Annotated in this window: 9 protein-coding genes; 7 read left to right on the forward strand and 2 right to left on the reverse strand. The window is 61.5% G+C overall.

The genetic code is table 11. The features are described from left to right. From J0I79_RS32715 to J0I79_RS32740, 6 genes are all read left to right on the forward strand, one after another. The coding region (locus J0I79_RS32715; protein WP_292869575.1) for a glycosyltransferase at positions 1-664 on the forward strand (664 nt) is incomplete at its 5' end. Then, positions 661-1,935 carry a polymerase gene (locus J0I79_RS32720; protein ID WP_292869578.1) on the forward strand — a complete coding sequence of 425 codons (1,275 nt, stop codon included), beginning with the start codon at positions 661-663 and terminating at the stop codon, positions 1,933-1,935. The genes J0I79_RS32715 and J0I79_RS32720, both read left to right, overlap by 4 nt. Beyond that, positions 1,923-3,920: an asparagine synthase (glutamine-hydrolyzing) gene (gene asnB, locus J0I79_RS32725; RefSeq protein WP_292869581.1), complete on the forward strand. Its 1,998-nt coding sequence runs from the start codon at positions 1,923-1,925 to the stop codon at positions 3,918-3,920. Before J0I79_RS32720 ends, asnB begins: the two co-directional genes overlap by 13 nt. A gap of 1 nt (position 3,921) precedes the next feature. Beyond that, on the forward strand, positions 3,922-6,138 hold the full coding sequence (locus tag J0I79_RS32730; protein WP_292869584.1) for an exopolysaccharide transport family protein: 2,217 nt from the start codon (positions 3,922-3,924) through the stop codon (positions 6,136-6,138). Positions 6,139-6,213: 75 nt separating this feature from the next. Then, a complete protein-coding gene (locus J0I79_RS32735) occupies positions 6,214-8,424 on the forward strand; it encodes a polysaccharide biosynthesis C-terminal domain-containing protein (protein ID WP_292869587.1) in 2,211 nt (736 codons plus the stop codon). A gap of 153 nt (positions 8,425-8,577) precedes the next feature. After that, entirely contained in the window at positions 8,578-9,777 is a 1,200-nt protein-coding gene (locus J0I79_RS32740; RefSeq protein ID WP_292869590.1) for an acyltransferase, read from the forward strand. Positions 9,778-9,950: 173 nt separating this feature from the next. Here J0I79_RS32740 and J0I79_RS32745 read toward each other — a convergent pair whose 3' ends face one another. Next, positions 9,951-10,628, reverse strand: a complete 678-nt coding sequence (locus J0I79_RS32745; protein ID WP_292869592.1) for a helix-turn-helix transcriptional regulator — start codon at positions 10,626-10,628, stop codon at positions 9,951-9,953. A 358-nt stretch (positions 10,629-10,986) separates the two neighbouring features. On the opposite strand from J0I79_RS32745, the gene J0I79_RS32750 reads away from it, so the two are divergent. Beyond that, positions 10,987-12,657: a PAS domain S-box protein gene (locus J0I79_RS32750; RefSeq protein WP_292869594.1), complete on the forward strand. Its 1,671-nt coding sequence runs from the start codon at positions 10,987-10,989 to the stop codon at positions 12,655-12,657. Between the two features lie 73 nt (positions 12,658-12,730). On the opposite strand, the gene J0I79_RS32755 is transcribed toward J0I79_RS32750, so the two are convergent. Continuing rightward, positions 12,731-12,868 (reverse strand): LuxR C-terminal-related transcriptional regulator (locus J0I79_RS32755; protein ID WP_292869596.1); only part of this gene is annotated, 138 nt, incomplete at its 5' end.

Consider the following 12,868-nt stretch of genomic DNA (forward strand, 5'->3'; position numbering starts at 1 on the left):
GACGATGCGCGAGGAACTTGGGCTCCAGTCGGCCGAAGTCATAATCTTTGTCGGGCGGCTGACCCGTCAGAAGGGAATACCGACTCTCCTCAAGGCGGTTCCCCGCATTGTCTCCGAGAGGCCCAATGCGCGTTTCGTGCTTGTCGGCCCGCAGGACTCCGAAGGTCCCTTCGCGGTCAGCAGGTCCGATATCGAGCGATACGCTCCTCACGTCATTGCCTTGGGACCGCGGCGGGACGTCCCGGCCCTCCTTGGCATGGCCGATCTGTTTGCGTTTCCCACGCAGTATCGCGAGGGTATTCCGCGCGTCCTGCTGGAGGCGGGATTATCCGCACTGCCAATCGTGGCCTCGAGAATGCCGGGTTGCAATGACGTGGTCGAAGATGGCTGGAACGGCTATCTCGTCGCGCCGCGCGACGCGGATGGCCTTGCATCCAGGATCATCGAGATCCTGTCGGATCGCGACCGCGGGAAAATCATGGGCAGCCGTTCCGTCGGACTGGTCCGGGAACGCTTTTCGCTGTCCTGGGTGGTCGACCAGTATTGCGAACTCTACAAGACTGTTCTCGGCGGCAAGTACCGCGGCAGTCCCGCCCGATCCATGCCGGCGGCCATGATGGAAGAGCGTGCGCGCAACCCTCGGCTGGGCGGGGCACGGCCATGATCCGTGATGCGCTCCTGGCCTTCGGTGTTGCAATGTCCTACGCGGTGCAGCTCAGCATCCCAGGGCTGCCGTTCGGCTATAGCGAGCTCTCCCTCACGCTTTGGATATTGCTGTCGATCGGGCGGGTTCTGGCTGGCGGCCGGTTGGAGTCCACGCCGGCGCTGGCCCAGCTTGGACGTTTCTGGCTGGTTCTGACGCTTGCCTTGAGCGTGGGCACCATCGTCGGCTATCTCTCCGGTATATTGGTCTTCGATCCGCTGATTCATGACACGATGGCGTACGTGCTGTTGGTCTGCATCACCTGCCTGGCTGCGGCGGAGCCCGATGCCGGTCGCCGCTTGCGCCGCAGCGCATGGTGGATGATCGCCGTCGCCAATGCTGGCTTCATCATCCAACTGGGGCTTGGATGGGGCTGGATCCATCAATCCGGTGTCGAGCCCTGGTATTGGGACCGCTTCTGTGGCTGGTCCGACAATCCCAACCAGCTTGCGCTCTATTGCGCTCTCTTCGGTCCGCTGACCCTGCATCTTGCCACAACCACCAAAAATCCGTGGGGGCGGTATCTCGGGCTCTTCAGCCTGGTCCTCACCTTCTATGTCGGAAGGCTGACGAAGAGCGATACCTACCTTTACACCACGATCCTGACTTGCCTGATCCTTCTCGGATTGCGGATTCGGGCCTGGCTTGCAGCCGACGGCGGCAAGGTCAGCCTTTCGCGCCAGCTTGCGCTGTTGCTGGCGGTTGGGTTCGTGCCGCTGGCGATCTCCATGGCGCCCTATGCCCTCAGCGAGGCCGCCAGCGCCGAAGATTTCGCCAAAAGCCTCACCAAGGACAAGGGCGGGCAGGCCACGGCCGAAACCGCCGAGCTTCGCCTCTACCTCTGGGACGAAGCGCTGGACAAGGGGGCGAGGTCCGGGTCTCTGGGCCTCGGACCAGGCCCGCACCTCGATCGTCCCCCCATCGTCAATCAACAGTTTCTGCCGAAGCCCTTCGAGGCTCACAGCACAATTCTCGACCTGTACACCCAAGGCGGCCTGATATCGGTCATGGCTCTGCTGTGGATCCTCGGCTCGGCTGCCCTGGCGGCCTGGCGTACGAAGTTGGACGCGCTCGTGGCGCTCGTGGCGTCGATCGCTGTCTTCAGTGCTCCGCATCTGATCATCCGTCATCCGATCGTGTGGTTTTGCCTCACCACCTGCCTTGTAGCCGGACCGCCTCGCACGATCCCCTTGACCGCCCGTCAGAGGAAGGTACCAGCATGTGCGGGATAGCCGGAATTCTCCTGGCGCGGGATGCGGCCGACACGAATTCGCTCAGGGCGATCGCGCCGATGATGGCGGCCCTTCGGCATCGCGGGCCAGACGGCGAGGCATTCTGGATCAGCCGTGAAGCCGGGATCGCCTTCGGCCACCGGCGCCTGGCCATCGTTGACCTGTCGGAGGCGGGCCGCCAGCCAATGCACTCCGAGAGCGGCCGCTACGTCATCACCTTCAACGGCGAGATATACAATTTTCGCGACCTGCGCCGCGAGCTGGAGAGCCAAGGCCGCTGTTTCCGTGGCGGCAGCGACACGGAAGTCATGCTGTGCGCGATCGAAAGCTGGGGTCTCGACGTGGCACTTGCTCGCTTCGCCGGCATGTTCGCCTTCGGACTCTGGGATGTGGAGAAACGGATTCTCCACCTTGCCCGCGACCGGATGGGCAAGAAGCCGCTCTATGTCGCCGCGACACGCCAGGCGCTTGTCTTCGGCTCGGAGCTTAAGGCGATCAACTGCTTTCCGGGATTCTCCCCGGAGCTCGATGCTGACGCAGCCGCGACGATGCTGTCGAAAGGGTGGGTACCGGAAGACCGGTGTATCTGGCAGGGCGTGTTCAAGCTGCCGCCCGGCTCGGTCCTGTCGATAACGGCGGCGGACGTCGCCAATGCCCGCGGCGCCGGCTCGCTCGCGCATCGCAGTCGACGCTGGTGGTCGCTGGCCGATGTCGCCTGCATGGCGCGGTGGGAACCGCTCGCCGGCAGCGATGAGGAGCTTACGACCGAGCTCGACAATTTGCTTCGCATAGCCGTCGGCGAGCGAATGATCGCGGACGTACCGCTTGGCGCTTTTCTGTCGGGCGGGATAGACAGCTCGACGGTCGTCGCCCTGATGCAGGCACAGTCGCCGAAGCCCGTTCGCACCTTTACCATAGCGTATGGCGAGAGTGGGTTTGACGAGGCCCCGCATGCCGCCGCTGTTGCACGGCATCTGGGCACGGACCACACGCAACTTCACCTTTCACCGGCCGCAGCGCTTGAGGTGATCCCGGAGTTGCCGCGGATCTGGGATGAGCCGTTCGCCGATGAGTCGCAGATACCGACGCTGCTGGTATCGCGCCTCGCCCGGCAACACGTAACCGTGGCTCTGTCCGGTGACGGTGGCGACGAGTGCTTCGCGGGCTATTCCAGGCACTTCCTGGCCACCCGCCTGAGAAGACAGCAGGCACTCCCGCCAGCCTTTCGCCGGCTGCTGGCGGCGGGGGCCGGATTGCTGGCGCAGGCCTCCCGCAATGAGGTCTTCGACAGCCTTCCGCTTTCGGCGGGCGTGCGGCATGGATTGCGAAACGACAGGTTGAATCGCCTCGCCCGCCTGCTCGCGGCGGCAAACGAGGACGAATTGCTTCAGCGGTTGACCGAATCTTCGACCAACAGCCTCGTTCATCATAAACCTGCGGCATCGAATGCCCGCGCAACGCAACTCGACGACCTGCTGTCCCGTCTTCTGTTCGACGACATGACCGGTTATCTGCCCGGCGACATATTGGTGAAGCTCGATCGCGCCACCATGGCCAACAGCCTCGAGGGGCGATGCCCGATCCTGGACCATCGCATCGTTGAATTCGCCTGGCGCCTGCCGGCCAATGCCAAGGTTCGAGATGGCAAAGGCAAATGGATACTTCGCCAGCTCCTCGACAGATACGTCCCGCGGCGGCTGGTCGATCGGCCCAAGCAAGGTTTCGACGTTCCGGTCGGGGCCTGGCTGAAAGGGCCTCTGCGGACCTGGGCGGCGGATATCATCGAGGCAGTACGCCGCTCGGGAGACGGGGTTCTCGACTTTGCAAAGGTCGACGCCTGCTGGCGTGATCACCTGCACGGAAGGCAGGATCATTCTCGCGAGCTATGGCCGGCGCTCATGTTCCAGGCATGGCGCGAAGACGCCATGCGAGCATCAACGCCGGCAACACGCCTTTCTCACGAGACCGAATTGACGGGGGTTTGAGATGGAAGGTTCGATAGCCAGCCGCGCCAGGCTTCCCCGCGCCACGCAAATGACTGTAGCGAGGCTCGAAGCCACCACGCAAATGAGACCGGAACTGCGCGAGCCGACGGAACGGTCTTCTCCCTTCCATCAACTCGTAGTCACCTTGGCGACGAGAAAATGGTTCCTGCTCGCCATCGCGGTTCTGGGTGGCATCCTGGCGGGGATGGCGGGTTTTGCCCGACCGGTACTGTTCGAGGCGACGACGCAGGTGATCATCGACGCCCCAAGCGGCGGCAATGCTCCCGGCGGCACGGCCTCTGCCCAGGACCTGCTGGATTCGAGCATTGATGACCACCTGACGATGCTGTCGTCGCAAGCCCATCTGCGACGGGTTCTGGCGGCGCTGCGCAAAGCCGAGGCCGCCAACACGGCCGGAAAGAGCATCTCCAGTCCGGTCTGGGAAGAAAAGCCCGATACCGGTTCGTTCATGAGCACCCTCCTGAGCCGGGTCTGGCCGCAGGGAAAGCCCGTGGCCGGAAGTCCTGAAGCCGTGGACGCCGCGGCATTGAAAACGCTCCGCAACGGAATGAGGGTCGGACAGGAACTGCGGTCGCGGGTCATCACCATCGGCTTCACCGACACCAGTGCGGCGCGCGCCGCACTGGTCGCGAACACATTCGCCCAGGTCTATATCGACGATCTCGCGCAGAAGCGCCGCGCATCGGATCAGCTCGAACTGCAATCGCTGGTCGCCAGCCTGCCGCAGGTGCAAGGCAATCTGGTCGATGCAACCGATCGTCTGGAGACGTACCGGCTGACCCATGGGGCCGTCGATCAAAGTGCGGCCAGCAATGCGGCCAATGAGACAGCCGAGCTCAGCCGCCAGATCGCCTTGTCGAAAGCCGATCTGTCCGCCTCGGAATCACGCCTTCGCCATATCGACGATTTGCGAAAGGCGGGAGCGTCCGTTTCGCAGATGGCTGAAGAAATCGGTTCTCCGGTGCTGGCCGACCTGGTGGCGCGCCAGACGGCCGGCACCGCCGGCGAGGATCTCGGCAAGGCGATCGAACTCGAGCTCGAACAGGACATCGCGCGCATCGCCGCGGAAACGGATGTCTACCGCGCGCAGGTCGCGGCCCTCGAGGAACGCAAGAGAGTGCTTGATACTGCCGCGACCGACACCGCCAGCCAGCTTGCCGGGTTGCGTGCCCTCGAGCCGCAGGTGGCTATCGTGACGCAGAGGTATAACGATCTCCTTGGGCGACAGCAGGACCTGATGCGGCGCATCGAGGCTCCGTCGCCGGGTGTGGCGGTCCTCTCGGCGGCATGGCCGCCATCAAGTCCCAAGACCCTGTCGCCAATTTTCCTGATCCCGCCCGGCATGATCGCGTTCGGCCTGATGGGCGCGGTGTTCGTCATAATACGCGACAGCTTCAACCAGACCTTGCGCAGTGAGGCCGAGGCGGAAGCCGAGCTCGGGATTCCCTGCATAGGGCTGCTTCCCAAGGTTTCTGAAGTTCACGCCAAACAGCTTCGGCATCTGGTTCTGGGCCAGCGGAATTCGCCGTTCAGCCGCGCCGTGACATCGGTTCTTGTCACCGCCGCGCCAACTCAGGGCAGGGGGCGGTCGCCGCACATCATCCTCGCCACGTCCAGCACCCAGGACGACGGCAAAACCGAATTGGCGTGGAGCCTGGCGCTAGCGGCCACTCGTCTGGGCGGGAGGGTGATTTTCATCGATCTTGACCGCAAGGACATGCGGCTCACGAACGAGTTTCGCGGCGAATTCAGCACCGTCGTGGCGCACAACACCTTTGGAGATTATGTCAGTGACCGCTGCGTCCTGCAGGATGCAATCACGAGAATGCCGGAAATCGGCATAGACCTCATGACCGCCCCGGCAGCCTCCGATGATCTGCTGACGCTTTTGTCCACGGTGGACAAATCCCAGTTCACCGATGAATTGCTCTCGGTTTACGACATCGTCATCATTAACGGCCCGCTGGGACTAGGCGGCCCCGAAACCAGGCTTCTAAAGCGCTGGGCCGGTGCGGTGCTTTTTGCTGTTCGCTGGGCCAGGACGCGGCGCGGCATTGCCCGCGGTGTCCTGGACTCACTGCGGGCCGGCGGCTCCGCCACGGTTCCCGTGGGCAGCGTGCTCACTCAGGTGAATCTCAGGAAACATGCCGCCTACCGGCTCGGGGACGGCGCCGATCTCCTGCTCGCGAGGGTCTGATGAGGATCGCCGTCGCCGCTCGCCGAGGATCGTCACCGGGAACGATGTGTGTTCCCAAGATCGGGCCTGCCCAGAATGATCATTGAATTCTTCGGACCGCCGGGATCGGGCAAAACCACGTTCGCGCATGCGCTCGCCCGGCAGTTGCGCGGGAAAGGCTACAATGCCAAGGTCGCCTTGAGCTACAAGCCAAGTATCAGGGCGGGAATACTCGACTTTGGAGTTTTGTTGTTTGCTTCGAGGATACTATCGGCGATATTTTCTACGTTGAAGATAATGATTTTCTCGAGAGGAAGATTGAAAGAAATTTCTCTTTCGCTGTCGATGATAAGACTGATACCCCCGAGAAAACGCATATGGCGTGCAAGAATCTGGCAATACATATTGCACCTTTCACGTTGCTGGAATGGCGCGAGGAGATCGCCTGATATCATAATATTCGATCAGGGGTACGTTCAGGCGATCGGATCGCTGGCAATGTTCAACGGAAGTGCCAACCGCGATGCGCTGGCAAAGGCACTCAATCTCGCGCCCCCGGCCGATCTCACCATCAGACTGCTGGTACCGCAGGCGGTTGTCGAGGACCGCTTACGGCAACGGATGGAGCGCGAGCCACCAGCGGAACGAATTTTCGAGGCTGGCTTGAACGTCAATATGCGCTCGGTGGGGGTTTTTGAATCCATAAATGATATTGCGAAGATTTCCGGGAGAAGAGTAATTTCCATAGATAATTCCGATGGAAAGTCGGTTCCAAAAAGTATTTTTGAATTAGAGAAAAAAATTATTTCTGGAGTTTTGCGGGCAGGCAAGGAGGTTGTGGATAGAGACGCGCTTCATGCCGATGCCGAGAACGTGGAAGATCGCCTGCATCGAAAGTCTCAGGGCCGTGTTAAAGGCGTCCTGGCTTCAATAGCCGCTCCTCTGCGCAAGAAGGACGTGGGCTCACGGCTTGCCCGGGCGAGCGTCTTCGCCCTCTTGATCTATATCGGAGGCGCTGGGCTCACCAGCCTTGCACAGTTGGCAATCGCCCGTCTCATCGGGCCTCGCAACTATGGCATCTATTCCTACGTCCTGGCGTGGACCTCCGTGCTCGCCTATCTGGCGACCCTTGGTTTCAACGTTTCGCTGTTACGCTTTGTGCCCGCCTACAGAGCCAACGACAGGCTTGATCTGGTGCGAGGGGTGATAAAATTCGCCCTGCAAAGATCGTTGTTCGCGGCGACACTGTTCGCGCTGATTGGGGCTGCGGTCGTCCTCTTCTTTTCAGATCATACGCAAACGGGGCTTGAGGTAAGTATCGTGATTGGCATGGCGGCGGTCCCGCTGATTACCGCCTATGCCCTTGGCGCCACGCTTGTGCGCGCTTTCGGCGGCGTCGTCTCGGCGCTGTTGCCGGAGCGCATCGTGCGTGACGGATTGCTGCTGGTATTGGTGGCGATCCTTGCCAAGTCCGGATTGCGGACCGTGGACGCACCATCGGTGATGCTGGCGGTGCTCGTTAGTTCCGCCATCACGGTCGGGTTGGTATTCGTCACCGCGGCGAAGTTCGAACCGCCGGGCCTGCGGCAGGGTCCCTCCAGTTCCGCGGCGAAGGAATGGTGGTTTGCCGTTCCTCCGCTGATGCTCATCACGGGCCTCGATGTTTTTGTCAGCCGTGCGGGGGTGCTGGTGTTGGGCTGGACCCACCACATCCGTGAAGCGGGCATATTCGCCCTGGCCTTGAACGTCGCCATGCTCGTGGGGCTCTCCCGCATCGCCGTCGCTACCATGTTTTCACCCACGGCGGCCGATCTGCATGCCAGGGGCGATCGGAAAGGCCTGCAGCAACTGTTCGCACGGGCCACCATGCTTTCCGCCGGCGGCGCCATCGCGGTGGCTGTTCCGATGATGATGATCGTCGAGCCGTTCTTGAGCTACTTTGGCGAGGGGTACACCGCAGGGGCGCCGATCGCGCGGGTTCTCATCCTGGGGTATGTCTTCGTTGCACTGTGCGGGCCTCAGCAGAACCTTCTGACCATGACCGGACATGAATGGGCCGCCGCAATCACCATGGTCGCCGGTGCGGTTGCCAACATCATCGCCTGTGCCGTGGGGGTCGCGATCTACGGTCCCATCGGTGCTGCCGTGGGCGTCGCGCTGGCCCTCAGCATATGGAGCGTTGCCATGGCTATCTATATCGGCAAACGGCTGAGAATTCTGCCGGGTCTGGTTTTTGCGGCACTTTCAATCTGGCCGAGCGCGGTCGCAGGCCAGCAACGGAACCGGTTCTTGGGTGTTGGCAAATGAGAGGCTGTCGGTCCATCGGCTGGATCCGTCTCAAATGAGCGGATGGGCCGCCGCGCCAATGCGCCTTCCCATTCATGGTCCGTGTCCGTCATTCGAAGGATGCATGAGCTCCAGAGCCGCGCAACGGTGATCCGGCAAAGTGCTGGAGCGTCCATGCCTGACGAACAAGAGCCGGCCGCGACTTCAACGCTCCCAATTCCGCGACCTGAGAGAGGAGGCCTTGTCGAGCCTCGGCAAGGCGAGACACTCGCTCAGGTCCAGATTCTGCGCGCCGTTGCAGCCACCTCGGTCGCACTGCGCCATGCGCAACATGACGCGGCAACGCTGGGTTCGCAGGTCGGTCGGACCTTTCAGGCCTGGAACCCGATACCATGGAGCGCCGGAGTCGACGTCTTCTTTGTGATTTCCGGCCTGATCATGGTGCATGCGTCGCAACAGCTGTTCGCGAAGGCGGGCGGCGCGCGTCTCTTTCTTTCCCGCCGGATCGCCAGGATTGTCCCCCTTTATTGGGTCGTGACCACGCTCTACCTCGCAGTGGCATCTGTCGCTCCCGCTTTCCTCAATCAGAGCTATGTCAATTCGAGGTTTGTCATCGAATCCTATTTTTTCATTCCAGCCACTCGCCCCGACGGGATCGTTCAGCCTGTCTATGAACTTGGCTGGACGCTCAACTATGAAATGCTGTTCTATGGGCTGTTCGCGGCTGCAATCATATTGCCCATGCGGTGGGCCGTTACGATGCTGCTCACCACGCTGGCGGGCTTGGTGGCCGCAGGCCGTCTCGCCGCCCCGCTGCCAGAGCCATTCGCCTTCTGGACCAGTCCGATCATCCTTGAGTTCGCGTTCGGGGCGGTGATCGGTGTCATGAGCATCTGGGGCTTGCGGCCGTCCGGCTTCACCAGGGCTTGCGTCGCCGGGGCAGGCTTGGCCGCGCTGATGCTTGCAGCGGCATTTCCCGAAATCTCGACAGGCCTTTCCCGGCCGCTTGTTTATGGCGTGCCTGCCGCCCTCATAGTCTGGGGTGCTGCGCTGGCCCCGGCCGATCGGCGGCATGAGGGCCTGGCGGCCCGATGGAGCACCAGCGTCGGGGACGCGTCCTACGCCCTCTATCTGCTGCATCCATTCGTGATCCGCGCCATGCGTATCATGTTCTGGCGAGCAGGCTTGGCTGTGTTGCTTGGCCCGTGGGCCTTCATCGTATTGGCGTTGGCGACCACCTTTGGCGTGGCGCTGATTACCTATCATTGGTTCGAGAAACCGGTGACGCGTTATGTCCGGCGCCTCTTGGGAGTTGGGCACGGTACTCGCCCGGAGCTTCGCCAATTTCCGGCGGCGTATCCCAAAACGGAGTAAGCGATGCAATCCCGGTGGCCTTCGGTGAAAATCTAGATACGCTGTCGCCGGCGCGAAGCCGGCAATGCGGCGAAGGCCGCCGACTTCGGCGCGGGTTTCTAGAACGTCACCCGCAACGCGCGAGCAATAACCACCAGCTTTTGGCTTGTCCGATTTTGCCTCTGTCGCCTATCTCATGGCAGGACCGAAATGCGCCCCAGAAGCGCCACCAGTTCCGCCTGGCGCTTTGTCTCTGTCTTGGCGAACAGAGAGGCGAGCTGGGAGCGGATCGTCGTGCGGCTGAGATGCCAGCTGCGGGCGATGTCCAGGGGCGCGTCGCCATGAGCCAGGCGCAGCGCCAGCTGGGTTTCCGCGCTGGTCAAGCCGAACATTCTTTGCAATGTCTGAGGATTGGCGGTCGAGGTGTTCTCCCGATCGAGCAATGCGACGATGCTCGTCCCGTCGGGCGCGATGACGCCTACCTCATTCAGGATCACAGGCCTGTCGCCCCGGCTGCGGATCACCACCCATGACAGCGAACCTGGCTGGAAATGGGCAGGAGCATTTGCAATCAGCCGCCTTAGCCCGGCAGATAGCTCGCAAGCCGTATCGGCCGCTTCACCCTGCCGTTCAAGCGTATCCTGGGCGGCTGCGTTCCATTCGACTACCTTCTTCTCGCGATTCAGGACGAGGTAGCCGCACCCGATGCGCTCGAGCATGCCGGTTATGGATTCCAGGCTGCGTCGCTGCGCCCCGCCGGGCCGGGCGTCCGGTCGCCGCGGGAAGTGCGTCGAACCTGGGCGACGAGTATCCTTGAGGACAATGTATTGGCTGCCCGCAACCGCGTCGTTGCGCCTTTCAATCAGAGTCATCGCTACCACCCTAACCCTAGTTGCCTCATACGAAAGTAAATTTCCGGCGATTTACTTGTGCTGATTTCCTGGTTTCGACTGGAAGGCGCTTCTATGCCTCGGATTCGACCAGAGACATCGCAGCGATTATTGTTTCGCAGCGTTTCCTCGAAAAATGCGTTTTCTGATGAGCCCTCCCGATCATGATTCTATTCACCGGCCAGGGCGTGGCAATTCGGCAGTGGTACTAGGTAGCCTCCACAAGGCCTAGTCTCGACGGACTAGACAGAAGGTCGTAGTCTGGCGCATGGGTTCGTATCCGCGTTGGCTCAAATCGAACGTGTCAGGCACCCCGCTAGCTCATGTGGCATCCCTGTTGGTGCTGGCCGTATCGATAATATTCGTAGCAACAAACACAGTGAATATTGGACAGGACGCGGCGTTTATCTCGTCCATACCTGCAATTATTGTCATCGTGTATCTGGAGGGCCGTGGGCCAACGATTGCCGCGACCGTACTCCTGGCGATCGTCGGCCTGTGGACGCGGGAAGTGGTGAATGGTCAGCTCTCCGTTCAAGACTGGACACGCGCGATCTTCCTTCTGGTCTCGGGTGGCTTGATCGCGATTATGTTCCACCGCCTGCGACAGGATCTGCGCGGCGCCCTCGAGGTCGCGGAGGCGAGGCTTGCCGCCATCGACGCAACCGAGAGCCGGTACCGTTGGGCTTTCGAGCGCGCCGCCATGGGGTTTGCGAATGCCAATCGAGGTGGCCAACTGCTGCAATCAAACAGACGCCTTTGCGAGATGACGGGCTATCGGGAAGAGGAACTTGCCCAGCTGCCGCTTGAAGCACTCGTATACCCCGACGATCAAGACGCCGTGCGGAAATTGCTGCGAGGTCTGGTCGATCGCGCCGCTTCGTTCGGCATGGAAGCGCGGCTTCTGCGAAAGGACGGCAAGACATTCTGGGCGCGCCTGACCGTGTCTTCGTCTCGACCTGATGAAATATCCAACGGGAACGTTTTCGTGGTGGTCGACGACATTTCGGAGCGACGAGAGGCCCGTGAGGCGCTCCTGGCTCAGAAGGAATGGATTGATCTCGCTTTGACCGCCGGGCGATTGGGCACGTGGGGGATCGATCTGAAGGACGGGACGGTCACAGGCTCGGACAAGTTCTGGGACATTCTCGACATGCCCCCGGCTCCGTCCCGCCGGTTGCGGGAACTCTCGAGCGTGGTTCATCCGGCTGACTGGCCAAAGCTGGCCGCTGCGGCCGAATCTTCGTCGGCAGCGAATTATGACATGGAGATTCGTGTCCGGCGGAAGGACGGCCATGTGCGGTGGATTGCCTTGCGCGGACGGCAGGAAAATCATGGCGACCGCCTGTTGCGCATAGGGGTGGCGGCCGATTTGACCGAGCGTCGACAGACCACGCTCCTTCGCGCTGCCGTCAAGAAGGGCGAGCGCATCATGCGCGAAGAACGCCATCGTTTCAGCAATCTTTTTCCGGTGGTCACCGCGCTCGTACGAATGATCAATGTTCCCGGGAATGATGTGGCCAGATACAAGGAGATGTTGATCGATCGGATACGAACGCTCGAAACGACGCATGTGCTCCTGTCGGGCCACGCCAATGTTTCAGCAATGCTCCACGAACTCGTGGCCCAGGAATTGCAGCCCTTCAAGGATACCCGGGACATAACGATCAGCGGCCCCGCAATCGTCGTACCAGGTGGCGCCGCCGAGAGCCTGGCGATGGTCCTTCACGAACTGACCACCAATTCCGTGAAACACGGCGCGCTGGGTGTTCCACAGGGCAGGGTGGAGGTAAAATGGGAGTTCGCATCCGAAGGCGCCGGTGACGACGTCCTGTTCGACTGGGTGGAATCGGGCAAACGCAACAATTCGCGTGTGGCGCGCCACGGCTTCGGTTCCATGATCATCGGCCTGGATGGCGCACCGCTTGTCGGCCATTCCCCGAAGCTGCAGATATCGGAACACGGACTGCGCTATTCGTTGCGGCTATCGCGGAAGGAAATTGAACTCTAGAGCAAGCCGTGTCGGCATGGTCCGGGGTGGCAGGCTTCAGGCTTTTGTTCTCGTGCCCTGTCCAGCGTATGCGTCAGTTCGCATTTTTCGAGAGCCAGCTTTGCAGCAAAACGGCCGCTTCGGTCCGATTTCGGACCCCAAGCTCGCGGAGGATGGCCGCCGCATGGATTTTCGTTGTCGCCTCGGCAATATCCAGATTGCGGGCAATCTC

It is taken from the genome of Mesorhizobium sp. (assembly GCF_017306585.1).
GTDB lineage: Bacteria > Pseudomonadota > Alphaproteobacteria > Rhizobiales > Rhizobiaceae > Mesorhizobium.

Excerpts from the sequence above, each read along its gene's own strand:
- J0I79_RS32740 (WP_292869590.1), top strand. The coding sequence starts at position 8,578 with ATGCCTGACGAACAAGAGCCGGCCGCGACTTCAACGCTCCCAATTCCG.
- asnB (WP_292869581.1), top strand. The coding sequence starts at position 1,923 with ATGTGCGGGATAGCCGGAATTCTCCTGGCGCGGGATGCGGCCGACACG.
- J0I79_RS32745 (WP_292869592.1), bottom strand. The coding sequence starts at position 10,628 with ATGACTCTGATTGAAAGGCGCAACGACGCGGTTGCGGGCAGCCAATAC.
- J0I79_RS32720 (WP_292869578.1), top strand. The coding sequence starts at position 661 with ATGATCCGTGATGCGCTCCTGGCCTTCGGTGTTGCAATGTCCTACGCG.
- J0I79_RS32735 (WP_292869587.1), top strand. The coding sequence starts at position 6,214 with ATGATCATTGAATTCTTCGGACCGCCGGGATCGGGCAAAACCACGTTC.
- J0I79_RS32730 (WP_292869584.1), top strand. The coding sequence starts at position 3,922 with ATGGAAGGTTCGATAGCCAGCCGCGCCAGGCTTCCCCGCGCCACGCAA.